Origin of the sequence: Gordonia otitidis NBRC 100426 (assembly GCF_000248075.1) — a bacterium.
Taxonomy (GTDB): Bacteria; Actinomycetota; Actinomycetes; order Mycobacteriales; family Mycobacteriaceae; genus Gordonia; species Gordonia otitidis.
This window is the reverse complement of sequence record NZ_BAFB01000182.1, coordinates 57,895-82,949: the sequence shown is the minus strand read 5'-3', so window position 1 is coordinate 82,949 and position 25,055 is coordinate 57,895. Positions and strand designations below refer to the sequence as shown.

The window sequence follows — 25,055 nt, the reverse complement described above, 5'->3', positions numbered from 1 at the left end:
GGACCATGCCTGCGATCGCAGTGGCTGCGCCTGTCGCGCACACCAGTGCCCACCCGCCGGTCTGGTACGGCCCACCCGCCGAAGGCCGAACCGAGGACGCCGCCTGCGAAGTAGGCCACCATGTATGCGGTGGTCAGGCGTGATCGTGCCTCGTCGTCGAGTGAGTAGACGGCAGCCTGGTTCGCTATCTGCACCCCTTGGACCCCGAAGTCGAACACCAGCAGCGCGACGATCAGGACGATCACCTGGTGTGCTCCCCAGTAGAGCAGCGCCCAGCCGACGAGCTCGACGACCCACACGGCGTACTGCGTGTGCCGAAGGTAACCGCGGTCGGCGAGCTTGCCGACGCGCGGGGCCGCGAGCGCTCCGGCGACGCCTGCGAGTCCGAAGAGTCCGATTACGGCGTCGGAGAAGTGGTACTCGGAGCTGTGCGCACCCGCCAGGAGGAATGCGATGGCAGTCCACATACCGCTGAAGGCGGCCATGTTGAGTCCGCCCAACAGCATGCGGTGGCGAAGGACCTTCTCGCTGCGGATCAGTGTGAGGATCGACCACAACACGCGGGGGTAGCTGGTCGACGCCGCATTGACAGGCGTGCGCGGCGCGAACCACCAGACCGCAGCAGCCATCGCGAGCTGGACGACCGCGGCGACGACCAGCACCGTGCGCCAGCCGCCCAGCTGTGCGACCAATCCGCTGAACACCCGCGAGAAGAGAATGCCGACGAGCAGACCGCTCATCACCGTGCCCACGATGGCTCCGCGCTCTCCCGGCGCGGCGACTGCCGCCGCCCACGGGACGACGATCTGTGCGGCCGACGCCGAGATGCCGACCGCGAAGACCATGATCATCAGAACCGCATACGACGGCGAGAAAGCCGCGACGGCCAATGCGGCACACGAGACCACGAGCAGTCCGCCGACCAGAGCCCTGCGATTGACGAAGTCGCCGAGCGGCACGACCAGGGCGAGACCGATCAGATAACCGACCTGCGTGATCGACACGACGAGACCCGCTGCGGCAGTGGAGATGTGGAAGTCATTCGCGACCTCGTGCAGTAGGGGCTGCAGGTAGTAGAGGCATCCCGCCGACGACCCCGCGGTGATCGCGAAGAGCAGCACGACGAGCCGACTCAATCGCGCTCCCGACGACGTCGGCGCGCCGGTGTCCTGCGACACTCCGGCTGACGACGAGGCTGCACACTCTGAAGAAGACATACGTCCATGGTGAGCGGCGTGCGGCATGATGAAAAGCGATGGATTTCGATACGGACATCTCGTCTGTTGATGGACCGGATTTCCGATTCTGTTGTCCTCGATAGCGCCGGGAGAATCAGCATGGAACTGCGTCAGCTCGAGTACTTCCTCGCCTGCTGCGACCAGGGGACGTTCACCGCGGCGGCCCGATCGCTGCACGTGGTGCAGTCCGCGGTCTCGACGGGCGTGGCCAAGCTCGAACGCGAACTCGGGGTGCGACTGTTCGACCGCACACGTACTGTCCTGGTGCTCACGGACGCCGGCCGTGCCGTGATGGCCCCTGCCCGGGAGGCGTTGCGTGCTCGAGACGAGGTGCACGACGTGATCGCCGGGCTGCGTGGTGAGGTCCGTGGTGACGTTGTGCTCGGTGCGCTCGTGAACGTCGCGACGATCGACCTGGCCGGCGCGTTCGAGGTCGTCCACCGGCGCCATCCGGGCATCTCGATCGCGATGCGGCAGAGCCCGCAGGGGAGTGCGGGCAACGTACGTCTCCTACGCAACGGAAGCCTCGATCTGACGTTGCTCGGCGGCGACGTCGAGGATCAGTCGGGTATCACGGCGTATCCGCTTGCCGCCGAGCCACTGGTGCTGGTCACACATCCCGACCATCCGCTCGCACGCGCGGGACGATTCGTCGCCGACGACCTCGAACATGAGCGTGTCATCGACTACCCGCCGGGATGGGGGACACGCACGATCATCGACAGGCAGATCCCGCGGCGGGACTCGGTGATCGAGGTTGCCGATCAGGTATTCGGTATTCAGTTGGCGCGCAGTGGTTTCGGTGTCACCGCGGTGCCCGCCAGCGTCGCTGCTGTCCAGGCCGACGCTGGGGTCGCGTCCTGCGTCGACCGCGACCTCACCTGGGTGATCTACGTGGCACACTCCGACAGCAGGAATCTGACGACTGCCGCGAGCGCGGTACTCGACATCGTCCGAGAGGTGTGCGGACCGCCATCGGATGTGACAGCGTGAACGACAGCCGCATGGCGACACGCTGCACATCGACACACGCTGCACATCGACACACACTGCACATCGAATCGGAAGGACCCGCGATGAAACTCTCCATCCGCAACCAGCTCGCAGGCGAGGTGGTCTCGGTGACGCTCGGCGCCGTCAACGCGACGATCAAGGTCCGCCTCGACGGCGGCGATCAGATCGTGACGTCCTCGATCACGAAGGAGGCCGCCGAGGAGCTCGGTCTCGCCGAGGGCTCGCGGGTGTTCGCACTCGTGAAAGCATCCGAGGTCAGCATCGGCGTTCCCGACTAGCGCCGACGGCACCGGGATGTACGCCGACGGCACCGGGCTCACGTCGTGTCGGACTCGGTCCCCGGGTCGCTGGTGTCGCCCCCGGACACCGCGCGCAGCAGATGCCGTACGGCCATGGCGCGGCGGTACGAGTGTCCGGTCAGTGTGTCGAGCGCGCACTCCGGATCCGCGGGCGGCCCGAGATGGGTGCAGCCGCGCGGGCAGTTCTCGATGGCCTCGTGGAGATCGTCGAAGGCGTTGACGATGTCGTCCGCGCTGACGTGGGCCAGGCCGAACGAGCGGATGCCGGGGGTGTCGATCACCCAGCCCCGCGGCTTCTCGTCGTCGCCGGGAAGTGGAAGTGCCACCGACTGCGTCGAGGTGTGGCGTCCCTTGCCGACTCCGCTGACCACGCCGGTGGCCCGTTCCGCGTCGGGCACGAGTCGATTCACCAGTGTCGACTTCCCGACTCCCGAATGTCCGATCAGTGCGGTGAGATGCCCCTCCAGAATCGCGAGCACGTCGTCGAGCGGATCGTCGCGGCCCGCGCGGACGACGGGCAGGTCGAGATCGGCGAAGGCGGCAGCGAACTCGTCCGACGACGCCAGATCTGTCTTGGTGAGGCAGAGGATCGGCGAGAGCCCCCCGACGTACGCCGCAGCCAGAGCGCGTTCGACGAAGCCGGTGCGTGGGGGAGGATCGGCCATTGCGGTCACGATCAGTAGTTGATCGGCATTCGCGACTACGATCCGTTCGTACGGGTCGGTGTCATCCGCGGTGCGTCGCAACACTGTTCGACGTTCCGCGACCTTCACTATCCGCGCGAGACTGCCGGCGTCGCCGGTCAGGTCGCCCACCAGCGAGACCTGATCGCCGACCACGACAGGTGTGCGGCCGAGTTCGCGGGCGCGCATCGCGACGACGCGGTGCGCGGGATCGTCGCCGATGACGCATCCCCAGCGTCCACGATCCACGGAGACCACCATCGCCTGCACGGCATCGTCGTGTGTGGGTCTCGTCTTGGTGCGCGGCCGACTGCCCTTGCCGGGACGAATCCGCACATCGGATTCGTCGTAGCTACTCGCGCGGCGACTCATCTGCGTCCTCGCTCCGAACCGGCGGGGAGCGAGATCGAGGTAAAAAGCATTGCCGCGCTACCGGTCACGGGTGTCCGACCATCTGCTGCCACATGCCGGGAAAGTCGGGCAGTGTCTTCGACGTGGTCTCGATGTCGTCGACGGTGACGCCGGGAACGGCGAGTCCGATGATTGCACCCGCTGTCGCCATACGATGGTCTGCGTACGAATTCCACTGTCCACCGTGGAGCGGGACCGGTCTGATGACGAGCCCGTCGTCTGTTTCCGACACGTCGCCGCCGAGGTTGTTGATCTCGCTGGCCAGCGCTGCGAGTCGATCGGTCTCGTGTCCGCGGAGATGCGCGATGCCGCTCAACACCGATTCGCCCTCGGCCAGTGCGCAGACCGCTGCGATCGTCGGTGTCAACTCGCCGATGTCGCGCAGGTTGCGGTTGATGCCCGACAGACGGTCGGGGCCGTGGACCGTCAGCACACCGTCGAGAAGCTCGACGGTGCAACCCATCTCGGCGAGGATATCGGCGATCTGTGCACCCGGCTGCGTGGTCGTGGCGGGCCAGCGGGGGATGCCGACTTCACCTCCGGAGACAGCGGCACCGGCGAGAAACGCTGCCGCGTTGGACAAGTCGGGTTCGACGGTGACGTCGACAGCCTTGATGATGCTCGGGGGCACCCGCCAGGTATCGGGGACTGACGTGTCGACGACGACCCCCGCGGTGGCCAGCATCTCGACGGTCATGTCGATGTGCGGCAGTGACGGCACCGGTGCGCCCGCATGCCGCACCGTGATCCCGTTGTCGAAGCGGGCGGCCGCGAGTAGCAGACCCGACACGAACTGCGACGATCCGGAGGCGTCGATCGTGACCGTGCCGCCCTCGGCATGCCCGTTGCCGTGCACGACGAAGGGCAGACTGTCGCCGTCGATGCCCACTCCGAGATGGCGCAGGGCGTCGAGAATGGTGGCCAGCGGGCGCTGTCGCGCTTGGGGGTCGCCGTCGAATGCCACGTCGCCGCCGGCCAGTGCCGCCACGGGCGGAAGGAAGCGCATGACGGTGCCCGCCAGGCCGCAGAAGATTTCGCCCGCGTGCATGGGCCGCGGCTCGATGGAGATGGTCGTCGGGTCGGCGGGATCGACGCGCACGCCGATGCCGAGCTCGGTGAGCGCCGACAGCATGAGGTTGGTGTCTCGACTGCGCAGGGCTCCGGTGACTGTCGACGGGCCGTCGGCGAGCGCGGCCAGCACAAGGGCTCGGTTCGTGATGGACTTCGAGCCGGGTAGGTCGACGGTGGCGCGAATGTGGCCGTCGGCGACGGGAGCCGTCCAGATACTCATGCGTTCAGTCTTGCATGCCGCGGTCTCGCACCCGGACGTCCAGTTCAGCGGTTGTCCAAGCGCAACGGATGGTCCGCGGGGACCTCGACGAGGATGAGGGTTCGTCCGTCGGGGTCGGCGATGTGCATCTCGATCAAGCCCCACGGTTCGGTCAACGCCTCCCGGACGATCTCCACGCCAACGGCCCTCAGCTCGCGCTGGGTGGTGGTGATGTCACGAACCTGAATCCAGAGTGCGGCACCGTTGGCGTGCCCGTCGGGTAGATCTGTACTCATGTGGCCGGGCACCTCGATCAAGCCGTTGCCCGCGTGAAAGACGAGTCCGCCCGGGTACTCACGCGCGACGGCCAGGTGCAGCTTGTGCCGGTAGAAGTGCTGAAGTGTCTCGGGGTCGCGGGAACGCAACAGGATGCGACTGCTCAGAACCTCCATGACGTCGTGTCTACACGGTTACCCGCGAGTCGGACATCAGCGGCGACGGCGCGTCGATGAGCTATTGGCCTTCGGTGGTGCCGCTGGTACCGCCGAGGGCGTGGCCCCTGTTCACCACGTTGCCGTGGCGGCCGGCCTCGTAGATGGCTTTCTCCCGGGCGATGCGGTCGGTCTCGCCGATGGCCTTGGCGTCGCCGAAGGCGAAGGCCGATTCGTGTGGTTGGTCGTGCGGGATGTCCGGGTCGTCGACCTCCGGGTCGATGCCGTCGAATTCAGGGCTGTCTGACATGCATCAACGATAGGTCTGTTCCGGCCGACGTGCGTGCAACCACGAGATCCTCGCTGCGACTGCGGCTGCGGCTACGGCTACCGTAGTCCGCCATGGAACGCGTATTCGGAATGAGTGTGTCCGACGTCTATCCGCTCTATCTCGCGAAGCTCGAGCGCAAAGGACGGACCAAGGCCGAACTCGACCAGGTCATCGAATGGCTCACCGGATTCGACGACGCGGCGTTGGCGCGTCACCTCGCCGCCGGTACCACGTTCCGCGACTTCTTCGATGCAGCGCACCTGAATCCACGTGCCGAACTGATCACCGGTGTCGTGTGCGGCGTTCGAGTTCACGAGATCGACGACCCGCTCATGCGTAGGATTCGATACCTCGACAAGCTCGTCGACGAACTCGCCAAGGGCAAGGCGATGGAGAAGGTGCTGGGGTAGCGGCCTCGGCTGACGGTGCAGGGACCGGGCGGGTCTCAGGCGGGCGCGTCCTGCCCGCGGCTGGAGAACTTGCCGTCGGTGACGTCGTCCCACTTGTCGAAGAGCCGCTCCACCTTCGGGTCGCCCTGTGCCCGGATCCAGTCGCAGAGTTCCTTCGGCGCCGACGGATTGGTGACGATGAACGGGTGCAGCCCGGCGTCGTGCTCGGCCAGGATCTTCAGGGTCTCCGGACTCGTGTTGGGGTCTGCGGCGGCGAGCGCGTCGCGTGGGTCGAACGCAGCGCCGCGTGGGGCGTCGGAACCCGAGATGCCGACGTTGTCGCCCGCGACGTCGATTTCGCCGGTGTTGTGGTAGTCGACGGGATCGGGGGACGTGCTGCGCCAGTTGAAGACGAGGTTCAGCACGATAGCGCAGATCGCGCCCGCGGAGATGCCCGAGTGGAAGATCGTCTGGAACCAGTCGGGGAACTTGCCGTACAGGTCGAGAGCGATGTCCTGACCCGAGTCGTTGGTGTACGAGAGGCTCGCCTCGGTCAACATCGCGACGCCCACCGAGATCGCGACCACCACAATGTTGGAGTTGTTGAACTTCACCTTGGTCAGCGTCCGCACACCGCTGGCGGCCACCATGCCGAACAGAGCGACGCCCGCACCGCCGAGGACCGGCTGCGGGATGCCCTCGATGATCGCTGCCATCTTGGGGACGAGTCCCAGGATCACGAGGATCACGCCGGCGCAGGTCGCGACGTGGCGTGACTTGACGTTCGTGATGGCCACGAGCCCGACGTTCTGGGCGAAGGCTGTGTAGGGAAACGTGTTGAAGATGCCGCCGAGGACGGTGCCCGCACCGTCGGCACGCATGCCGTCGGCAAGCCGCTGAGGGGTGATCTTCTCGTCGACGATCTCGCCGACCGCCACGATGTCGCCGGTGGTCTCGGTCATGATCACCAGCGCGACGATGATCATCGCGATGATCGAGCTGACGTCGAAGCTGGGGAATCCGAAATAGAAGGGCTCGGGGACGGCGAACCACGAGCTCGAACCGACGTGGCTCCAGTCCGTCATCCCGAACGGGATCGAGATCAACGTCCCCGCGATGAGGCCGAGCAGAATCGAGATGCGCTTGACGGCGGGCGGACCGAGCCGCTCGAGCAGAATGATGATGAGCAGCGTGAGGAAGCCGAATGCGATGGATTTGGGTGCTCCGAAGTCGGCGCCCTTCGCCGTACCGCCGCCGAACCAGCCGGCCGCCACGCTCATCAGTGAGATGCCGATGATCAGGATGATCGTGCCGGTGACCAGCGGTGGGAAGAACCGGATCAGACGTCCCACGATCGGTGCGACCAGCATCATGAAGACGCCGCACGCGATCACGGATCCGTAGATCGCGGTGATCCCGTGGTTGAGGCCGATCGTGATCATCGGACCGACCGCAGCGAATGTCACACCCTGCATCAACGGCAGCCGGACACCGAAACGCCAGAACCCGACCGCCTGCAGGATGGTGGCGATACCCGCGACGAAGAGGTCGGCCGTGATGAGGTGGACGATCTCGTCGGAGCGCATCTGGCCCGCACCGACCATCGCGCCGCCGACGATCAGTGGCACGGCCACCGCTCCCGCGTACATCGCCATGACGTGCTGCAACCCGAGAGGGAACAGGCGTGCCAGCGGGGGGATGTCGTCGACCGGGCGGGTCGACTTCCTGCCGTGTTTGATCGTGTCGAGAACGGTCATGCACTGTGTGTACGGTTCGGACGTTTCCGGCATGACGCAATCGCGTGACGCATGTGTTTCCGCGACAATATATTCTCCGCCACACTGGGTTCTATGGCTCGAACTGACGCTGCGCAGAACGGCGGACGACACAGTTTCGGATTGTTGATGTACCGCGGCGCGGGCACGAGACTCGAGGTGCTGATCGCGCATCCCGGCGGTCCGCTGTGGGCGCGTAAGGATGACGGCGCATGGTCGGTGCCCAAGGGGCTGCCCGAGGTGGGCGAGGCTCCGCTCGACACCGCTCGCCGCGAGTTCAGCGAGGAACTCGGACATCCGGCGCCGACCGGAGACGTACTCGAACTCGGCGAGGTTCGGCAGAAGAGCGGCAAGATCGTCACCGCATTCGCTGTCGAAGGAGACCTCGACGCCGCGACCGTCACCAGCAACACGTTCGAGATGGCGTGGCCGCCGCGGTCGGGGCGAACGCAGATGTTCCCCGAGGTCGATCGCGCCCAGTGGTGCTCACCCGACGTCGCGCGTGTGAAACTCAATCCGGCTCAGGCCCAATTCATCGATCGACTAGAGGACTTGCTGAGTCCCGACGGGACATGACCGGCCGCACGCCGTCCGCGGGTGACGACGGTCTTGCCTCTAGGTGACCGTGATGCCTCCGTCGACGGCGATCGTCTGCCCGGTGACATAGCCGGCAGCGGACGAACTGAGCCAGATGGCGGTGGCGGCGAGTTCGGCAGGGTCGCCCATGCGCCCCAACAGAACGCGCGGCATCTGTGAATCGATGTAGCCGGGCGCGTAGGTGTCGGTCATCTCGCTCTCGAAGAACCCAGGGGCAATCGCGTTGACCCGGATGCCCTTTCGCGATCCCCACTGCTGGGCGAGATCGCGGGTCAAGCCGATGATTCCGGCCTTACTGGCGGCATAGGCGGCCTGGGGGAGTCCGGCGGTGGTCAGCCCCAGAATGCTGGAGATGTTCACGATCGCACTGCCCGGCCCCATCACACGCCCTGCGGCCTGTGCCATCCAGTACGACCCGTTGAGGTTGACGTCGACGACCGAGCGGAACTGCTCGGGCGTCTCACGTGTTGCGGGCACCGCCGTACCGATGCCAGCGTTGTTGATCAGGATGTCGACGCGACCGAAGGTCTCGACCGCGCTGTCGATCACACGCTGACAGTCGGCGGGCTCGGACACGTCGGCGGCGACCGACAGCGCCTTGCGTCCGAGGGCTTCGACCTTCGCGGCCGTCTCGGTGAGTCGGTCGGCGCGCCTGGCCGCGAGCACGACGTCGGCGCCCGCCTCCGCGAAGGCAGTGGCGAAGCTGACGCCGAGGCCCGACGACGCGCCGGTGACGACGACGACCTTGTCGGTGACGGTGAACAGATCGAGGACTGACATGAAATCTCTCCTGGGTTGATCAGGCGGGGACGTGTTGCGGCTCAGAAGATCTCGGGACGTGCGTCGAGGGTCGTGCGGTCGAGCGATGCAAGGAGGTCGAACTGTGCATCCACCTTCGGGAGCTCGTAGGTGAAGAAGTACTGCGCGGCAGCGCGTTTGCCGTCGTAGAAGTCTCCGGTCTTGTCCGAGACCGCGAGGACCTGTTCGAGCCACATCCATGCGACGACGATGTGCCCGGTTGCCTCGAGGTATGCGGTCGCGTTGGCCAGCGAGACCGCGACGTCGCCCGCGGACCACACCTGTCCGGTCACGGTGACGAGTCGCTCGACACGGCTACGCAATTCGTCGGCGAAGGCGGCTGTTGCGGGTGTTGCTGCGGCCTTGTCGATGGTCTCGCCGATCGTGTTCGCGAGCAGCTCGAGTCCTGCGCCGCCGTTCATGACGACCTTGCGGCCCAGCAGGTCGAGTCCGTGGATGCCGTGCGCCCCCTCGTGGATGGGGTTGAGGCGGTTGTCGCGATAGAACTGTTCGACGGGGAACTCGCGCGTGTAGCCGTAGCCGCCGAGGACCTGGATGGCGAGATCGTTTGCCGCAAGACACCATTGCGACGGCCATGACTTGGAGATCGGGGTCAGGACGTCGAGAAGCAGGCCTGCGCGGGCAGCCTCGTCGGCGTCGCCGGTCTGCTGCTGATCGACGAGCGCGCTCGAGTAGAGGCCCAGAGCGAGCGAACCTTCGACGTAGGACTTCTGCGCCAGCAGCATGCGCTTGACATCGGCGTGCTCGATGATCGGCACAGGCTTGGAGGTGGGATCCTTGTGGTCGACGGGACGCCCCTGCGTGCGGACCTTTGCGTACTCGAGTGACGCCAGATATCCCGCGTACCCCAGTGCGGTGGCGAGGAATCCGACGCCGATGCGCGCCTCGTTCATCATGTGGAACATGTACTGCAGGCCCTTGTGTTCCTCGCCGACGAGGTAGCCGACGGCGTGGTCGCCGTAGGTGCCGTCACCGAAGTTCAGCAGGCAGTTGGTGGTCGCCCGCTGTCCCATCTTGTGGTTGAGGCCCACCAGGGCAACGTCGTTGCGGGTACCGTCCGGAAGATACTTGGGCACGATGAACAGCGAGATCCCCTTGACGCCCTGGCCGCCGCCGGGAGCCTTTGCGAGCACGAGATGCACGATGTTCTCGCCCATTTCGTGATCACCTGCCGAGATCCACATCTTTGTTCCGGTGATCCGGTAAGTGCCGTCGTCTGCGGGGATTGCCTTGGTGGTGATGTCGGCGAGCGACGACCCGGCCTGGGGCTCGGAGAGGCACATGGTGCCGAAGTACCGACCCTCGACCATCGGGCGCACCCAGGTGTCGATCTGCTCGGGAGTGCCGTACTCGGCGATCAGGTTCGCGTTGCCGATCGTGAGGAACGAATACGAGGACATCGCCGCGTTGGCCGCCTGGAACCATGCCTGCGCCGCGCGGCTCACCACGGTGGGCAGTTGCATTCCGCCGAGCGATTCGTCGAAGGAACCCGCGACGAGTCCTGCTTTCAGGAACTCGGCGATGCCCGACCGGATCTCCTCGGGCATGACCACCGCGCCGTCGTCGCCGACGTAGGGCTCGACGGTGTCGCCGAGGCGGTTGACCGGCGCGAATCGTTTGGTCGCGAGGTCGGCGGCGAGCTCGAGCACGGCGTCGAATGTCTCGCGGGAGTGTTCGGCGAAGCGTTCACGCTTGGTGAGCGACTCGACGTCGAGCCACTCGTAGAGCATGAACTCGAGGTCGCGTTTGGAGATCGGTTCGGCCATGACACTCCTCTGTGACGCCTAAGCACTCGCTCATTTTCTGAGCACTCGCTTATACTGCCTGGTGTACCGGCCGAGGTCAACCATCCGGAAGGCCGAGGACGAGGAGGGTGGACCACGTGACGGGAACAACGGGTACGACGGAACAACGGGTACGACGGAGCAGCCGGGGATGACGGGTATGGCGACGCGGGAGTCGGCCGCAGCGCAGCGCATCCGCGACGCAGCGGTCGTGTCGTTCGCCCAGCTCGGATACGCGGGGACCTCGACGCGTCAGATCGCGGCCTCGTTGAACATGAGTGCCGCTGCGATGTATCCGCACTTTCGCTCCAAGGAGGAGCTGCTGTATTCCATCGCGTTCGATGGCCATCGGAGTGTGTACGAGGCGTTGCGTGACGTCGACGACCCGAGCCTGCCGTATGCGGTTCGCCTCGACGTGGTGGTGAGTACCTTTGCCCGGTGGCAGGCCGAACACCACGAGCTCGCCAAGGTGGTCCAGTACGAACTCCGCGCGCTGAGCGCTGAGCACTACCGATCCATCAGTGCGGTCAGACGCAAGACGACTGCGATTCTGACGACCATCGTCGTCGGGGGTGTCGCGTCCGGCGAGTTCGCGGCCGATGACCCCGACGATGTGGTGCTCGCCATCTCGTCGTTGTGCGTCGACGTGTGCCGGTGGTTTCCCAGCCGCGAGCATCAAGACCCGGAAGCGCTGGGCGAGGCGTACGCTCGGATAGCATTGCGGATGGTGCTTGCACGTGCTGCGTGACAATTGATCACGTTGTCGCGCTACGTTTCTCGTCGGTGAAACTCCAGCACCACCGACGCCACTACGGTGCAGGGCGTGCGGAAGTGGTGTGGGCGATAGTCAGGCAGCCGGAGGTGCGTTGGCAAAGTCGATCGTGCCAGGGCTCAATGATAGGTGAACATTGCTGCGGCCGGCGAACGGCAGCAGCGTCGCGTGCAACTGTTGCTCGACGGTACTTGTGGTCGGGCACTCCGGTACCGGTGGAGGGGGAGTCGGCGTGTATGTGTCGAAGAGTTCTGTGCGGGCGCGGCCGAGGTGATCTCGGAACTCACTCGCGACATCGGTTGCCCGGTTGACGTATTCGGGATTGGGCGGAAGATCTGGTCGGGAATTCAGGCGCCATGCGACCCGTCCTGCGTCTGGGCCTTGGGTGATGATGCGGGTACGGTACTGGCCCGTTCTGCTTCCGACCATCCGATTGTGGATTCCGCAGGCGGGCGCGAGCTCGTCGATGTTGGTGAGTCCGCCCTCGGCCCAATCCCTGGCTGCGTGATGCATCTCGACCCGGGTTGCGGGCTGGGTACACCCTGGCGCCGAACACATCTCGCCACCGTCGGCGGCGAAGGACGCGAGGCGTTGCCCGAGGCTGGCGAGTCGGCGTGACCGGCCAAGGTAGAGCGGAACGCTGGTGTGGTCGTCGAACACCGCCAGGTACTGTTGCGCTCCGCCGGCGGCCATCTCGATCAGATCCTTAATCGGGAGCAGGGCCCCTGCCGCTGTCTGTGCGAGGCCGGCGCCCTCCTGTAGCTCGCGCAAAGTGGTTTTGACGATCACCTGGATCGGCAGGCCGCGATGGGACTTGCCGAGGGCTCCGGTTTCCAGTGCGAGCTTGAGCAGGGCGGAGAGTGCGTCGTGGTTGCGTTGCCCGACACTGCGGAAATCGCGCTCGACGGCGGCCGCCACCGCGTCGCGATCGGCGTCTGCGAGCGATCCGCGCGGTGAGTCGGGGTCGGCAGGATTGTTCATGCCAGGCTGCGCCCATGCGTCCAACACGACGTCGAGGCGGGCGCGCGTGGCCGGGTCGAGGTCGGCTGTCAGGCGGGACATCAGTTGAGCGTTCTGCCGACCGAGTGACAGTCGGCGTTGCCGCTGACGGTCGGCGTCATCGGTGATCGTGCCGTCCGGGTCGAGATGCGCCAGCAGTCTGGCACCGAGATTGGTGATCTCCAGTGGGGTGAAATGGGTGGCGTAGTCACTCATCTGGATCTCGGCGGCTATGCGCGTGTCGATCGGCGTGCCGTGAGGGATCTTCTCCAGCACGTCGAGAACAGCACGAGCGTGTGCGGGAGCCACCGTGCCATCAGTGAGATGTCGCGCAAGCGTTGGGCATCGGGGTTCCAGGGTGTCGCCGGTGACCGAGTGGAATGTGCCCGTCGCAGCGATCACTCGGTACCGCTCAGGTGCGTGTCCGATGTGCAGATGGCGGGACATGAAGCTGCGGACGTCGCGGTAGCCGAGCTTGAATGGCAGGTCTCGGTCGGAGGCTTCGACGATTGTGCGATCGGTGGCTGCAGCGGTACGCCGAGCGAGTTGCTCTGTGCGCGAAGACAGTTCGGCCAGCACTCCGTCGGAGACCGTGCCCAGGTCCAGGTCGGCAAGTCGATCGATCGCCGCGCCGAGTTGGTCGAGCGCGTCCTTGGCTGCGCCATCGGGGGTTCCGGGTTGGGCCGTGGCCAAGCTGGTTTCGAGGACCTGACTGCTCACCCGACGCTTGCGTTCACCCACCTGACTCACCCCCCCCCGGCGCTGTCCAGAACGAATTCGGACCGATCGAATATGTGTTCTATGTTACTCGCGCGGCGTGTTGATGTCCAGGTGTTCTACGAACAAGAGTTCGAGTGATTCGGGCAGCTCTCAGCCCCGCGCGATCCACGTCGTTTTCCAACCGGTGAACTTCTCGATCGCGTGGACCGACAGGTCGGAGCCGAAGCCTGAAGCCCCGAAGCCGCCGAAAGGCGTTCCGGGAGAGAGCGCATCGACGGTGTTGATCGAGACTGTGCCCGCGTGGAGTTGCTCCGACATGCGCATCGCGCGGTTGAGGTCGGACGTCCACGCAGAGGCTGCGAGTCCGTACGGGGTGTCGTTGGCCAGCGCGACGGCCTCGTCTTCGGTGTCGAAGGCTGTCACCGCCAGTACCGGCCCGAAGATCTCCTCGGTCATCACCGTCGAGTCCGGTGGTAGGTCGACGACGACGGTCGGTTCCATGAAACATCCGGTGTCACCGATGCGGCTGCCACCTGTCACGACTGTGCCATCACCACGCGCCTTCTCGACGAAGCCGAGTACCAGGTCGAGGTGCTTGCGCGTCACCATCGCGCCGGTCGTCGACGCCGGATCGAGCGGATCGCCCGGCCGGTACGCGGCAGCCTTGTCGACGACCTTGGCGACAAACTCGTCGAGGATCTCGCGCTGCACCAGCAGGCGACTGTTCGCAGAACACACCTCGCCCTGATTGCCGAAGATGCCGAAGCACGCCATCTCAGCAGCGGCGTCGATATCGGCGCAGTCGGCGAACACGAGATTGGGGCTCTTACCGCCGCATTCGAGCCACACCTGCTTCATATTCGATTCGGCGCTGTAGCTCAAGAACTTCTTGCCGACTTCGGTTGACCCCGTGAACGTCAGGCACTGCACGTCGGGATGCAGGCCGAGTGCTCGACCGGCCGTTGCGCCCAGGCCCGGCACGACGTTGAAGACGCCTGGCGGGATTCCCGCCTCCACGGCGATCTCGGCCATGCGCAGAGCCGACAGCGGACTCTCCTCGGCGGGTTTGAGCACGACGGTGTTGCCTGCGGCGAGCGCGGGCGCGACCTTCCACGCCGCGATGTCGAGTGGAAAGTTCCAGGGCACAACCGCTCCGACGACGCCGAGTGGCACGCGGCGGACCATTGCCACGCTGCCATCCGCCGTGGGCGGCAGTTCTCCGGGGACCTTGTCGGCCACCTCGCCGTAGAACCGAAAAACTCCGGCCGCAGCAGCGACCGCGGTGTCGATGTCGTCCGCATCGCTCGCGGCCACGGCGGCGATCACGGCGTCTGTCGCCGGATTCACGACGTCGAACGTCGCGCCGGAGTGGGCGGGCGTCCACTGCCCGTCGACGAATGCGTCTGTGCACGCGGTGATCTCGGCGGCACGGGCGGACCAGTCGATCGAGGTGAGGTCGGGGTGATCGGTCATCGTTCCATGGTGGCTCGTCGAGTTCGAATACGGTAGATCAGGAAGCGCCGAATTAACTGAACTTCTGCATCGGTATAGCCGAACCGACGGTCATCACGGGCTGTGCGCTCATGACGGCACGACGCCCGTGTGGCTCCGGCCGCAGGTCATCTGTTCTGCATATGTAGAACCCCGGAACTTTCTGTTTTCCCGGTGATGGCTGTCACCTCGATACTGGCTGCACCGCCCCGACGACGTGGCCGGGACGCATCTGACGTTCCACTCGATCGACTCCTACTCGAGCGAAGGTCTTCTTACGATGAACAGCACCACCACACCGCCGAGCACCACCGCACCGGACGGCACCGCCCCGTCGGTGGAGCGCCGAACCATCGACCATATTCCGCACGACGAGCGCCACGGACGAGCGCGCGACATCTTCACCGTGTGGTTCGGGTCCAACATCATGCTGCTGACGATCATCACCGGTGCATTGGCCACCACCGTCTTCGGTCTCCCTTTCTGGGCGGGGGCGCTCGCGGTGATCGCGGGCAATCTGGTCGGCGGGGTCGTCATGGCGCTGCATGCCGCGCAGGGGCCACAGATGGGGGTACCGCAGATGCTCCAGACCCGGGCCCAATTCGGTTCTCTGGGGAGCCTTCTGGTCGTCGTACTCGTGGTCTTCATGTACCTGGGCTTTTTCGCGTCGAACGCGGTGCTGGGAGGCAAGGCCTTCGCGGAAGTGACGGGACTGCCCGACAATTGGGCGATCTTCATCATCGGCGCGATCAGCGTCGTCGTGACCATGATCGGTTACAAGCTGATCCACTCGATGGCCGCCCTGCTGTCGGTGGTCGCAGGTCTCGCGCTGTTGCTGGCTTTCGTCTGGATGCTTGCCGTCAATGGACTGCCCACCGACACCTGGCACAGCAGCGGGTTCACCTGGGCGGGATTCATGGCGACCTTCTCCGCCGCGGCACTGTGGCAGATCGCTTACGCTCCTTACGTTTCCGATTACACGCGCTACCTACCCCGCGACACGGGTGTCAAGACGGCGTTCTGGGCAACCTACGCCGGCTGCGTCCTGGGCTCGGTACTGCCGATGCTGCTCGGTGTCCTGATCGGAGCGGCCTTGCCGAGTGCCGACACACTCGACGGAATGGGAACGCTGACTCACGGAATCTCCACCGGGCTGTTCTTGGTCTTCGCCGTCGGGATCAGCGTCACCAACGGCATGAACCTCTACTGTGGGGCACTCTCTACGATCACCGTGGGCCAGAACATCTTTCCGCGTTGGCGCGCGCAGGCGGTGAGTCGTGCAGTGATCGCAGTAGTGTTGTTCGCGATCGCCATGCTGCCCGCGCTCCTCAGCGCCGACGACTTCCTGGCCAACTACGCAAACTTCCTCTCGCTCCTGCTGTGTGTCCTGATCCCGTGGACCGCGGTCAACCTAGTCGACTACTACCTGCTCCGCCACGGCGAGTACGACATCGACTCGCTGTTCCGTCGTGACGGTGGCGTTTACGGACGATTCAACTGGGTCGCAGTCGCCTGCTATGTGCTCGGCATCCTGGTGCAGATCCCGTTCCTGTCCACCACGTTGTGGACGGGCCCCATCGCGAAAGACCTCGGCGGGGTGGATATTTCGTGGATCGTCGGGCTGGCGGTCATCTGCCCGCTCTACTACGTACTCATGACGACCCGCAATAGCACTATCCCCGTAGCGGCGGAACTGAGCAGCGAGTCGGTGGCGTGACCGACCCCGACTACCTCGTCGTCGGCGGTGGGACCGCAGGATGCATCGTCGCCTCGCGCCTGAGTGAGGACCCCACGGTCGGTGTCACGGTCATCGAGGCGGGTCCGAGTGACGAGAACGAGCCGCGTGCGCGATCGATACGACGCTGGGCGGAGATGCTCGAGAGCGACTACGACCAGGACTACCGCAGCGTCCCGCAGGTACGGGGCAACTCGGGAATCCGTCAGGCGCGCATGCACATCCTGGGAGGCTGTGCCACAGCCAACACCATGATCACCTGGCGGCCGCTACGGGCAGACACGGACGAGTGGGTCGCGCTGGGTGCCGACGGCTGGGATGCCGACACCCTCGGCCGCTGCTTCGACCGTCTCGCGACGCCGATGGGCCCAGTCGCGGAGGGCGACCGCAACCCCTACGTCGCCGACGTCGTCGAGGCGGCTCGGACAGCACTCGACCTCCCGGCACGAGAGAACTGGAACAGCGACGACGACTTCGCCAGGACGGGGGAGGGTGCGGGATTCTTCGAGATCGGGTACACCCCGGACACCAACCTGCGATCGTCGACGTCGGTGCACTACCTGCACGGCCCGATGGCCGAGCGCGCGAATCTGACCGTGCTGCACCACGAGTTGGCCGACTCGATCATCTTCGACGGCGAGCGCGCGGTGGGAGTGCGAACGGTGGCTCCGGACGGCACGGAGCGCGAGCATCGCGCGACGCGTGAGGTCATCGTCTGTGCTGGCGCGATCGCCACCCCGGCGCTACTGCAACGATCGGGGATCGGCCCGCAAGAGGTGCTCGCCGAGGCGGGGGTGACGGTTCGTGTCGCTTCGCCGGGTGTCGGCGAGAACCTCATGGATCACGCGGAGGGTCTCATCGTCTGGGAGACCGACCGCGACATCCCGTCGACCTGTGCGACGGGGTGGGATGCGGGTGCTGCGCTCCGCGTCGACGACTCGAGTCCGGCACGTCCGGATGTCCTGATGCACTTCCCGGTCGAGGCTGTCGCCGACCACGCTGTGAGCTACGGAGTGCAGTTACCCGAGCGCATCGTCTCGATCGCTCCGAACGTCGCCTCACCGCGCAGCCGCGGACGTGTGTGGATCACCGACGCCGATTCGACGACCCCACCATCCATCGACTACGGGTACTTCACAGATCCCGACGGCGTCGACGAGGCGATGCTCGTCGCGGGCATCCGTGCGGCTCGACGCATCGCGGCTACCGCACCCATGTCCGAATGGGTTGTCCGGGAGGTGTTTCCCGGGCCCGACGTGGCCTCCGACGAAGAACTCTCTGCGATCCTTCGTGCTACGCACCAGACGGTCTACCACGTGTCCGGCACGTGCCGGATGGGTGCAGACGATGATCCGATGGCGGTGTTGGATCCCCAGTTGCGGGTGCGTGGCGTCTCGGGTCTGCGCGTCGTCGACGCATCGGTGTTCCCGACGCTCACTGCGGTCAATCCGGTCGGGACGATCATGAGCGTCGCCGAGCGTGCCGCCGAGCTCATCTCCGCAGACGAATCCGCTCGCTGAGGTCGGATACAGAGGTTGCCCTGCGGGTCCGTACCCGGACCGCGGGGCAACCTCTGTGTTGCTTCAGGAGAGCTGTGCCTCTACGTCTTCCGAAGTGATGGATTCCTTTGAACGAGACGCCCTCGCCACCAGATAGCCGGTGACAGCGATGACGGTGAGCACAGCCAGTGTCCCGAGTGTGAACACCTCGAACCGGATACGTGAGACCTTCCAGGTGTCGAGAAACGCGTAGTCGAGACCGAAGAGGCTCTCGAGGGTGCCGGGAAAGACCGCCACCCAGACGCCTAGCGCTGCCCAGAACGTGGCCAGGCCGGACGCGATCGCCATGCCGACCGTGCCGCCGGGGACGGCGTAGGGGCGTGGCGTATCCGCATGATTGAGGCGCAACCGCAATGCAGCGGGGAATACGAAGAGATAGGCGATCAGCGACGTGGAGATGGTGATGGTGAGTACGACGGTGAAGGTCGCAGCGCTGTCGCCGCTGGAGAAGACGACGCCGACGACCATGAAGGCCAGCGCGATGGCGCCGGTGAACACTCCGACCCGCAGAGGTGAGCCGGTTCGGGCGTCGAACTTCGCGAAGAACGGGAAGAAGCCACCGTCGCCGGCGGCAACGGCCAGTGCTCGATTGGCGGCCATCGCCCATGTGGCACCGGTGATTCCGAGAGCGACGATGAACGCGATGACCGCGATCTTCACCAGGATCGATGCCGCAGAGCCGTATACGCCGAACACGGTGTCGAGTGCCGCCATGAAACCGCCGATACCGGTGATCTTGTCGGTCGGCAGAACCAGGAGCAGCGCTAGGACGGGCAGCGCGTACACGAGGAGGCCGACGAATCCGCTCATCGCGATGCCGCGCGGGACGTCGCGCTGGGGATTCTGCATTTCCCCGCCTGCCTGGCTGGGAACCTCGAAACCCACGAGTGAGAACAGGAGCAGGGGTACCAGACCGAGGAATCCGCCGAGGGTCGGTGACCAGGTGACAGAGCCGATCCCGTGAAATCCGTTCTGGATCCCGTAGACCAGTGTGGTCACCAGGAACACCGCGGCCAGGATCAACTTCAGATAGGTGCCGAGTTTGAGTACTGCCCTGGCCTGGCGCATCGATAGCAGGGTGACGGCGACGGCGATCAGCACGAACACGGTTTTGAAGACGTAGTCGCCGCCGGTGCCGGCGTCGATGGGATGGATGAACGAACTCCATGCCTCGGTGCTGATGAAGGCGAGAGAGCCGCCGATCCACAGGGGATTGATCGACCAGTACATCACCGTGGCGACGGATGCGGGTAGACGACCGAACGCCCGCTTGACCCATTCGAACAGCCCGCCCTCGTCGGGAAACGCGCTTCCCAACTCCGACGTCACCAGGCCGTAAGGGACCATCCACAGCAGTGCCAACACCACGAGCCAGGTGAACGTCTCGCCGCCGAACGACGAGATCTCGCCGACCATGTCGAGACTGATGAGGGCGGACAGGATCATGATAGGAACATCGAAGCGCCGCAACGAATGTCGGAGATCGGTATGTGTCTGGGCGATGTCGGGGGTCAACGCTCCGACATCGCTGTGGGTAATTCCCATGGTCGTGCTCCTGTGTGTATCGACGCGACGGCGTCTGATGTGGTTGCGGTGCGGTGACCGGACTGCGTCCGGACCGGATGAGAATTCTGTAGAGTCGAGGTTGTGCGGCATTGGCATCGACGGAGCCGATGCCAATGAGGATCTCAGTGAGGGGCGTCGTGGCCGACTACACGTTGCGACAATTGGAGTACTTCGTCGCCGTGGCCGAGGCCGGGAGCATCACGCGCGCGGCCTCGGCGGTGCATCTGTCCCAGTCGGCGATGTCGACGGCGCTGACGGATCTGGAGGCCGCGCTCGGAATCCAGCTTCTGGTACGGCATCACGCCAAGGGGATCACGTTGACTCCAGCGGGCCGTCAACTCCTTGTCGCGAGTCGTCAACTGTTGGCATCGGCGGCTGATCTTCGTTCTGTCGCACACGGACTGGGCGGGTCGCTCACCGGGACCCTCAGCATCGGATGTTTCGAGGTCATTGCTCCCTACCTGCTTCCGGAACTGTTGTCCGTTGCCGCCGAGAAGCTTCCGAACCTGGAACTGCTGACGACGGAGGTCGATCTCGCCGATCTCGCGGAAGGTGTCGCGAACGGAACCTTCGAGATGGGCATCGGATACGACCTCGTCGACGACCCGCGCCTGAAGCGCTGGCCGTTGCGGCGGGTTCCGCCCTACGTACTCCTCGCGGGTTCGCACCGGTTGGCCAATCGTCGGAAGATCCGGCTCGCCGAGTTGGCAGACGAGCCCATGGCGCTGCTCGACCTCCCGCACAGCCGCGACTACTTCCGGCAGGTGTTCGCCAGCGCCGACGTGGAACCCCTCGTGCGGTATCGGTCGACCACGGTGGAGACGTGCCGTGCACTCGTCGGACGCGGGCTGGCCTACACGGTGCTCAACCTGAAGTCGGCGGTCCCGACGGCTCTCGACGGGCATCCGGTCGCTGCGGTACCCATCGCCGACGAGACACCCGCGTTGACCATGGTCCTGTTGAACGCCATCGCCGCGCGGCCGACGCGGCGCGCCGCGGTGGTCGCCGAACTGTGCCGTGATCTGTTCGGCGACTCCGCATCCCGCGCCGCAGCGGCCTCTCGCTGAGACATGGTGGGCCGCTGGCACCGTAGCGTGATCGGTTCTCATCGGGCCACCACTGCTCCGCCGACCATCGTCATACGCGCGCTCAGGCAACCGATGTCGTCGACCGCGGTGATGTCTCCCGACAACGCCACCAGATCGGCGTCCTTGCCGACCTCGATCGACCCGGAGCGGTCCGCGCAGTGTGCGGCGCGGGCCGCTCCGATCGTGTACGCGTCCACCGCGGTGCGCAGCGACAACGCTTCTTCTCTGACGAGCGGCACGGTGCGGGCCTCGTCGCCGATCGCGTGCGGATCCGACTGCGAGCCGGTGCGATTGACCGCCGTGTGGATCGCCCAGAGCGGGTTGGGGTCGGTGACCGGCCAGTCGCTGCCCATCGCGAGCGCACCGCCGGCCGCGCTGATCGAACCGAACGGGAAGTGCCAGCGCTCGCGGCCGGGACCCAGCAGCGGCAGCTTGCGCTCGATGATCTCGGTGTCACGGCGGGCCCACAGCGCCTGGATGTTGGCCATCACGTCGAGCGCCGCGAACCGCGGGATGTCGTTCGGGTCGACGACATCGAGATGCGCGATCTGATGTACCGCCGCGAACCGTGGATTCGCGGTCCGCGCTGCCGCGAGACCGTCGAGGCACTCGCGGACCGCCCGGTCACCTACCGCATGCATGTGGATGTGAAACCTGTCGGTCGCCAGAAGCGAGCAGATCTCGTTCAGCTCGTCCGGCTCGAGGAACGACAGTCCCATGGCATCGGCACCCGACGGTAGTTCGGAGTACGGGGAGAGCATTGCCGCAGTGCAGTTCTCGCAGATTCCGTCCTGCATCACCTTGACCGTGTCGACATGGAATCGGCGCCCCGTCCGAGCCGCGTCCCGCCGCTCGCGCAGCGTGTCGATCTGACCGGCTCCCGACGCTGCGGCCCACCACAGAGCTCCGCACACACGGGCAGTGAGCTCGCCCGCCTCGTCGGCGGCGAGATAGGTGGCGAGAGTGTCCGAGAGGCCGAAGGCGGGGATGTCTACGCCTGCGTCCTGCCAGCCGGTGACACCCACCGAGTGCAGTCGACGCTGCGCGACCAGCAGCGCCTCACGCAACGTCGCGTCGTCGATCGCCGGCGTGAGGGCCTGCACTGCGTCGGCAGCCCGTTCGAACAACACACCGGTCGGTTCTCCGTCGGCGTCACGCTCGATCCGGCCGCCGGTCGGGTCAGGGGTATGGCGGTCGATGCCGGCGATCCGCAGCGCGATCCCGTTGACCCACACACCGTGACCGTCGTGACTCGAGAGAACGACGGGGCGATCGTCGACGACGGCATCGAGGTCTGCCTTTGTGGGTAGCCCGCCCTCGAAAGCATCTCCGTACCAACCACTCCCGGTGATGACAGGTGCTTCGGGATGCGATCTGGCGAACGCGGCGACGGCGTCGAGATAGCCGCGGCGATCGTGCGCCAACTCCGACAGATCGCAGCGAAGCGCCGCGAGCCCGCCCGCCACCGGATGCACATGGGCGTCGATGAAGCCGGGTAGCAGACTCGCTCCGCCGAGGTCATGCATCTCGGTCGTTGCGGCAACGAGATCGCGGTCGACGCCGGTGCCCACGGCGACGATGACGCCATCGGCAATCGCCACCGTGTCTGCGGGCGCGACGCCCGGCGGTTGCCAGACCATGGCATTGGTGACGATGTGATCGGCATACATCATGTGCTCCCTGGGGTGGCCAGTGCTCAGGAGACCGGAGCAGGTGATCCGAATATGGGCTCGATCGACATTTGGGTGACCTCCCGCCGGAAGGGCACCGGATCATCGTTGCGGGGAGCGTCGAGTTCCTCGGCGAAGCGGTGCCCCGACCAGACTGCCGCCGCGATGGTCGACGGAGCCCAGGCGTCGCCGATGCCGGTCACGCCGCGCACCCCCGCCGCAGACCAGTCGTCACTACGCGAGTGCAGTTCGGTGTACAACTCGTCGTGGGGGAGGCGGGCGGTCACCATGACCACGGCGTCAGCGTCGAGATGGCCTGTACGCCCGGTGAACCTGCAGGCGGTTGTGACACCGTTCGACGAGACCGCCGTGACCGCGGTGTCGGTGCGGACCTCGACGCCCGCCTCGATGATCCTGGCTCGGATGCGGTGTGCCTCCATGGTGTTGGTGGTCCACTGGGAGACCTGGGGAACCGGCGTCACGAGGGTGACGGCATAGCCCTCCTTGGCGAGCAGTTCCGCGATCACCGCACCGAGGTAATAATGGTCGTCGTCGAAGAGGACGACACGTGGTCCCCGCGGACGTGTGCCTGCCATGATGTCGTCCGGGGTGAGAACCTCTGCAGCCGAATCGACCTCGATGGGATGTGTGTGCCAGCGACCGACGCCGTCGGATCGCCACGACGCCCCCGTGGCGATCACGACGTGATCGAATCCGTACTCCAGAATGTCGTCGGTGGTCATCGGTGACTCGCGGTAGACGTCGACGTTGTCGAGCCGATCGAGTTGCTGGAGGCGATAGTCGATCACGCGAATCCACGCTGACAGTCCCGGCAGCTTGGATTCCCGCGCGACACGACCTCCGAGCGTTCGACTCGCCTCGGTGACGGTCACCGAGTAGCCGCGATTACCCAGTGCGCGAGCGGCTTCCAGGCCTGCCGGCCCGGCACCGACGATGAGCACCGACGAATCCGAACCCTTGACCGCGATACGTTCGGGATGCCAGCCGCGTCGGAACTCCTCGCCCATAGTTGGATTTTGGGTGCAGCGGATCGGTGACATCGTGAAGTCGCCGGATACGCAGATGTTGCACCCGATGCATTCCCTGATGTCCGCGAGATCGCCGCGTTCTATCTTGTTGGGCATGAACGGGTCTGCGATCGACGGTCGCGCGGCTCCGATCAGGTCGAGTACGCCGCTGCGTACGTGACGGACCATGGTGTCGGGGGATGTGAACCGTCCGACGCCGACGACCGGCTTCGTGGTGAGCTGCTTGAGACCTGTGACGAACGGTTCCTGCTCGGCTTCGGGGCCGAATCGTGAAGTGACCGAATCATCTTCCCAACTGCCCAACACCAGATCCCACAGGTCGGGGAGCTCCCCGATCAGACCGAAGACCTCTTCCATCTCGGCTCGGGTGATCCCCTCGTCGCCGAGGAGTTCGTCGACCGAGATACGGCACGCGACTGCGGCTTTCCCGTCGGCGATCTCGCGGGTGTCCTCGAGGATCTCGCGGATCAGACGCACGCGGTTCTCCAGGCTGCCGCCGTACTCGTCGGTGCGGTTGTTGTATCGGGGGGACAGGAAGTGGTGAAGTCCGCCGATGGCGTGACCGGCGTAGACATAGACGATGTCGTAGCCGGCTTTCAGCGACCGGTGGACCGAGTCGGCATGCCACTTGCGCAGATCGACGATATCGGACTTGGTCATCGCGCGTGCCTGCACCGGATCGAGGTTCCAGGAGACGACCGGCAGATGCTGCGGAGCGAGTGGAGTCTCCCGACTGATCAGGTTGGGACTGTTGAGCCCGTTGTGTGCCAGCTCGATTCCTGCGAGTGCACCACCCTCGTGGATCTGCTCGGCGATACGCGCAATCGCCGGCATGTCCTGATCGTCCCAGAGCCGCAGCTCGATGAACGGTCCGATGTCGGAGGTCGGATGGATCTCGACCTGTTCGGTGCAGACGACGGCCCACCCGCCTTCGGCTTTCACACGCCGCATCGCTGCCTCACCTGACGGATCGCGGTATCCCATCCCGTTGCAGTGCGGCACCTGGAAGAAGCGGTTGCGGGCCGTGACCGGTCCGATCGTGACCGGTTCGAATAGAACGTCGTAGCGAGGGTCGCGCATGGGTGTCTCCGTCGAGAATGGCTGCGACACAGGAAGTGTCGGCCGGCTGGGTCGATAAGCGGGCTGCTCGTCCGAAGCCGAACGCGTCGGACCCGGGCGATTCTTTGATGTCAATCGCAAAGAATGATCTGACGGTATCGCGGATCGACATGTAGGGCAGCCCTGTTACGGACATCTCGTCGTGCGAACTTCCGATCCGATTCATCGGCGGAACCGATGTAACCCGGCAACTCGAGACCCGACACCCGATATCCGGACTCCGGAAGCAGCGTCGGGGTTCTGGAC

21 protein-coding genes are annotated in these 25,055 nt (G+C 65.5%); 8 read left to right on the top strand and 13 right to left on the bottom strand.

The genetic code is table 11. The features are described from left to right. Nucleotides 1–1,217 (bottom strand): MFS transporter (locus GOOTI_RS17820; protein WP_233425528.1); only part of this gene is annotated, 1,217 nt, incomplete at its 3' end. Between the two features lie 120 nt (nucleotides 1,218–1,337). Between GOOTI_RS17820 and GOOTI_RS17815 the strand changes: the two genes are divergently transcribed. Both GOOTI_RS17815 and GOOTI_RS17810 read left to right on the top strand, forming a co-directional pair. After that, nucleotides 1,338–2,231, top strand: coding sequence for a LysR family transcriptional regulator (locus GOOTI_RS17815; RefSeq protein ID WP_007240010.1), 894 nt, complete (start codon nucleotides 1,338–1,340; stop codon nucleotides 2,229–2,231). Between the two features lie 83 nt (nucleotides 2,232–2,314). After that, on the top strand, nucleotides 2,315–2,530 hold the full coding sequence (locus GOOTI_RS17810; protein WP_005202233.1) for a TOBE domain-containing protein: 216 nt from the start codon (nucleotides 2,315–2,317) through the stop codon (nucleotides 2,528–2,530). A 38-nt stretch (nucleotides 2,531–2,568) separates the two neighbouring features. Here GOOTI_RS17810 and rsgA read toward each other — a convergent pair whose 3' ends face one another. From rsgA to GOOTI_RS17790, 4 genes are all read right to left on the bottom strand, one after another. After that, nucleotides 2,569–3,606, bottom strand: a complete 1,038-nt coding sequence (gene rsgA, locus GOOTI_RS17805) for a ribosome small subunit-dependent GTPase A (RefSeq protein WP_007240009.1) — start codon at nucleotides 3,604–3,606, stop codon at nucleotides 2,569–2,571. A 64-nt stretch (nucleotides 3,607–3,670) separates the two neighbouring features. Next, the gene (aroA, locus tag GOOTI_RS17800) at nucleotides 3,671–4,936 is read right to left on the bottom strand and encodes a 3-phosphoshikimate 1-carboxyvinyltransferase (RefSeq protein WP_007240008.1); all 1,266 of its coding nucleotides are present in this window, start codon (nucleotides 4,934–4,936) and stop codon (nucleotides 3,671–3,673) included. A 44-nt stretch (nucleotides 4,937–4,980) separates the two neighbouring features. Next, on the bottom strand, nucleotides 4,981–5,367 hold the full coding sequence (locus tag GOOTI_RS17795; RefSeq protein WP_007240007.1) for a VOC family protein: 387 nt from the start codon (nucleotides 5,365–5,367) through the stop codon (nucleotides 4,981–4,983). Nucleotides 5,368–5,428: 61 nt separating this feature from the next. After that, a complete protein-coding gene (locus GOOTI_RS17790) occupies nucleotides 5,429–5,656 on the bottom strand; it encodes a hypothetical protein (RefSeq protein WP_007240006.1) in 228 nt (75 codons plus the stop codon). Between the two features lie 92 nt (nucleotides 5,657–5,748). Between GOOTI_RS17790 and GOOTI_RS17785 the strand changes: the two genes are divergently transcribed. Continuing rightward, complete coding sequence (locus tag GOOTI_RS17785) at nucleotides 5,749–6,087, top strand: DUF2200 domain-containing protein (RefSeq protein WP_007240005.1); 339 nt, start codon at nucleotides 5,749–5,751, stop codon at nucleotides 6,085–6,087. A gap of 35 nt (nucleotides 6,088–6,122) precedes the next feature. On the opposite strand, the gene GOOTI_RS17780 is transcribed toward GOOTI_RS17785, so the two are convergent. Continuing rightward, entirely contained in the window at nucleotides 6,123–7,823 is a 1,701-nt protein-coding gene (locus tag GOOTI_RS17780) for a nucleobase:cation symporter-2 family protein (protein ID WP_039994299.1), read from the bottom strand. A 93-nt stretch (nucleotides 7,824–7,916) separates the two neighbouring features. Between GOOTI_RS17780 and GOOTI_RS17775 the strand changes: the two genes are divergently transcribed. After that, nucleotides 7,917–8,417 carry an NUDIX hydrolase gene (locus tag GOOTI_RS17775; RefSeq protein WP_267879818.1) on the top strand — a complete coding sequence of 167 codons (501 nt, stop codon included), beginning with the start codon at nucleotides 7,917–7,919 and terminating at the stop codon, nucleotides 8,415–8,417. A 39-nt stretch (nucleotides 8,418–8,456) separates the two neighbouring features. On the opposite strand, the gene GOOTI_RS17770 is transcribed toward GOOTI_RS17775, so the two are convergent. Together GOOTI_RS17770 and GOOTI_RS17765 are read right to left on the bottom strand one after the other, a co-directional pair. Then, nucleotides 8,457–9,218, bottom strand: coding sequence for an SDR family NAD(P)-dependent oxidoreductase (locus tag GOOTI_RS17770; RefSeq protein ID WP_007240002.1), 762 nt, complete (start codon nucleotides 9,216–9,218; stop codon nucleotides 8,457–8,459). Between the two features lie 41 nt (nucleotides 9,219–9,259). Beyond that, nucleotides 9,260–11,023 carry an acyl-CoA dehydrogenase gene (locus GOOTI_RS17765; RefSeq protein ID WP_007240001.1) on the bottom strand — a complete coding sequence of 588 codons (1,764 nt, stop codon included), beginning with the start codon at nucleotides 11,021–11,023 and terminating at the stop codon, nucleotides 9,260–9,262. A 169-nt stretch (nucleotides 11,024–11,192) separates the two neighbouring features. On the opposite strand from GOOTI_RS17765, the gene GOOTI_RS17760 reads away from it, so the two are divergent. After that, the gene (locus GOOTI_RS17760) at nucleotides 11,193–11,789 is read left to right on the top strand and encodes a TetR/AcrR family transcriptional regulator (protein ID WP_007240000.1); all 597 of its coding nucleotides are present in this window, start codon (nucleotides 11,193–11,195) and stop codon (nucleotides 11,787–11,789) included. A gap of 99 nt (nucleotides 11,790–11,888) precedes the next feature. Here the strand turns inward: GOOTI_RS17760 and GOOTI_RS17755 are convergent, their stop codons facing one another. Next, nucleotides 11,889–13,553: an HNH endonuclease signature motif containing protein gene (locus GOOTI_RS17755; RefSeq protein ID WP_039994296.1), complete on the bottom strand. Its 1,665-nt coding sequence runs from the start codon at nucleotides 13,551–13,553 to the stop codon at nucleotides 11,889–11,891. A gap of 129 nt (nucleotides 13,554–13,682) precedes the next feature. Beyond that, the gene (locus tag GOOTI_RS17750) at nucleotides 13,683–15,005 is read right to left on the bottom strand and encodes an aldehyde dehydrogenase family protein (RefSeq protein ID WP_007239998.1); all 1,323 of its coding nucleotides are present in this window, start codon (nucleotides 15,003–15,005) and stop codon (nucleotides 13,683–13,685) included. 298 nt (nucleotides 15,006–15,303) lie between these two features. Between GOOTI_RS17750 and GOOTI_RS17745 the strand changes: the two genes are divergently transcribed. Together GOOTI_RS17745 and GOOTI_RS17740 are read left to right on the top strand one after the other, a co-directional pair. Next, complete coding sequence (locus GOOTI_RS17745) at nucleotides 15,304–16,740, top strand: purine-cytosine permease family protein (protein WP_007239997.1); 1,437 nt, start codon at nucleotides 15,304–15,306, stop codon at nucleotides 16,738–16,740. Then, nucleotides 16,737–18,278: a GMC family oxidoreductase gene (locus tag GOOTI_RS17740; protein ID WP_007239996.1), complete on the top strand. Its 1,542-nt coding sequence runs from the start codon at nucleotides 16,737–16,739 to the stop codon at nucleotides 18,276–18,278. The genes GOOTI_RS17745 and GOOTI_RS17740 overlap by 4 nt, the downstream gene beginning before the upstream one ends. Nucleotides 18,279–18,341: 63 nt before the next feature. Here the strand turns inward: GOOTI_RS17740 and GOOTI_RS17735 are convergent, their stop codons facing one another. Beyond that, nucleotides 18,342–19,862, bottom strand: coding sequence for an APC family permease (locus tag GOOTI_RS17735; RefSeq protein WP_007239995.1), 1,521 nt, complete (start codon nucleotides 19,860–19,862; stop codon nucleotides 18,342–18,344). Between the two features lie 134 nt (nucleotides 19,863–19,996). Here GOOTI_RS17735 and GOOTI_RS17730 point away from each other — a divergent pair, with 134 nt between their 5' ends. Further along, nucleotides 19,997–20,950 carry a LysR family transcriptional regulator gene (locus GOOTI_RS17730; RefSeq protein ID WP_039994295.1) on the top strand — a complete coding sequence of 318 codons (954 nt, stop codon included), beginning with the start codon at nucleotides 19,997–19,999 and terminating at the stop codon, nucleotides 20,948–20,950. Between the two features lie 38 nt (nucleotides 20,951–20,988). Here GOOTI_RS17730 and GOOTI_RS17725 read toward each other — a convergent pair whose 3' ends face one another. After that, nucleotides 20,989–22,644 carry an amidohydrolase gene (locus GOOTI_RS17725; RefSeq protein WP_007239993.1) on the bottom strand — a complete coding sequence of 552 codons (1,656 nt, stop codon included), beginning with the start codon at nucleotides 22,642–22,644 and terminating at the stop codon, nucleotides 20,989–20,991. Between the two features lie 23 nt (nucleotides 22,645–22,667). Beyond that, nucleotides 22,668–24,770, bottom strand: a complete 2,103-nt coding sequence (locus tag GOOTI_RS17720) for an oxidoreductase (RefSeq protein WP_007239992.1) — start codon at nucleotides 24,768–24,770, stop codon at nucleotides 22,668–22,670. Nucleotides 24,771–25,055: the final 285 nt, after the last annotated feature.

What these genes read in the sequence shown, in the direction of transcription:
- GOOTI_RS17785 (WP_007240005.1), top strand. Translation starts at nt 5,749, where the DNA reads ATGGAACGCGTATTCGGAATGAGTGTGTCCGACGTCTATCCGCTCTAT.
- GOOTI_RS17765 (WP_007240001.1), bottom strand. Translation starts at nt 11,023, where the DNA reads ATGGCCGAACCGATCTCCAAACGCGACCTCGAGTTCATGCTCTACGAG.
- GOOTI_RS17720 (WP_007239992.1), bottom strand. Translation starts at nt 24,770, where the DNA reads ATGCGCGACCCTCGCTACGACGTTCTATTCGAACCGGTCACGATCGGA.
- GOOTI_RS17735 (WP_007239995.1), bottom strand. Translation starts at nt 19,862, where the DNA reads ATGGGAATTACCCACAGCGATGTCGGAGCGTTGACCCCCGACATCGCC.
- GOOTI_RS17815 (WP_007240010.1), top strand. Translation starts at nt 1,338, where the DNA reads ATGGAACTGCGTCAGCTCGAGTACTTCCTCGCCTGCTGCGACCAGGGG.
- GOOTI_RS17770 (WP_007240002.1), bottom strand. Translation starts at nt 9,218, where the DNA reads ATGTCAGTCCTCGATCTGTTCACCGTCACCGACAAGGTCGTCGTCGTC.
- GOOTI_RS17750 (WP_007239998.1), bottom strand. Translation starts at nt 15,005, where the DNA reads ATGACCGATCACCCCGACCTCACCTCGATCGACTGGTCCGCCCGTGCC.
- aroA (WP_007240008.1), bottom strand. Translation starts at nt 4,936, where the DNA reads ATGAGTATCTGGACGGCTCCCGTCGCCGACGGCCACATTCGCGCCACC.
- GOOTI_RS17790 (WP_007240006.1), bottom strand. Translation starts at nt 5,656, where the DNA reads ATGTCAGACAGCCCTGAATTCGACGGCATCGACCCGGAGGTCGACGAC.
- GOOTI_RS17810 (WP_005202233.1), top strand. Translation starts at nt 2,315, where the DNA reads ATGAAACTCTCCATCCGCAACCAGCTCGCAGGCGAGGTGGTCTCGGTG.
- GOOTI_RS17730 (WP_039994295.1), top strand. Translation starts at nt 19,997, where the DNA reads ATGAGGATCTCAGTGAGGGGCGTCGTGGCCGACTACACGTTGCGACAA.
- GOOTI_RS17725 (WP_007239993.1), bottom strand. Translation starts at nt 22,644, where the DNA reads ATGATGTATGCCGATCACATCGTCACCAATGCCATGGTCTGGCAACCG.
- GOOTI_RS17795 (WP_007240007.1), bottom strand. Translation starts at nt 5,367, where the DNA reads ATGGAGGTTCTGAGCAGTCGCATCCTGTTGCGTTCCCGCGACCCCGAG.
- GOOTI_RS17745 (WP_007239997.1), top strand. Translation starts at nt 15,304, where the DNA reads ATGAACAGCACCACCACACCGCCGAGCACCACCGCACCGGACGGCACC.
- rsgA (WP_007240009.1), bottom strand. Translation starts at nt 3,606, where the DNA reads ATGAGTCGCCGCGCGAGTAGCTACGACGAATCCGATGTGCGGATTCGT.
- GOOTI_RS17760 (WP_007240000.1), top strand. Translation starts at nt 11,193, where the DNA reads ATGACGGGTATGGCGACGCGGGAGTCGGCCGCAGCGCAGCGCATCCGC.
- GOOTI_RS17775 (WP_267879818.1), top strand. Translation starts at nt 7,917, where the DNA reads ATGGCTCGAACTGACGCTGCGCAGAACGGCGGACGACACAGTTTCGGA.
- GOOTI_RS17780 (WP_039994299.1), bottom strand. Translation starts at nt 7,823, where the DNA reads ATGACCGTTCTCGACACGATCAAACACGGCAGGAAGTCGACCCGCCCG.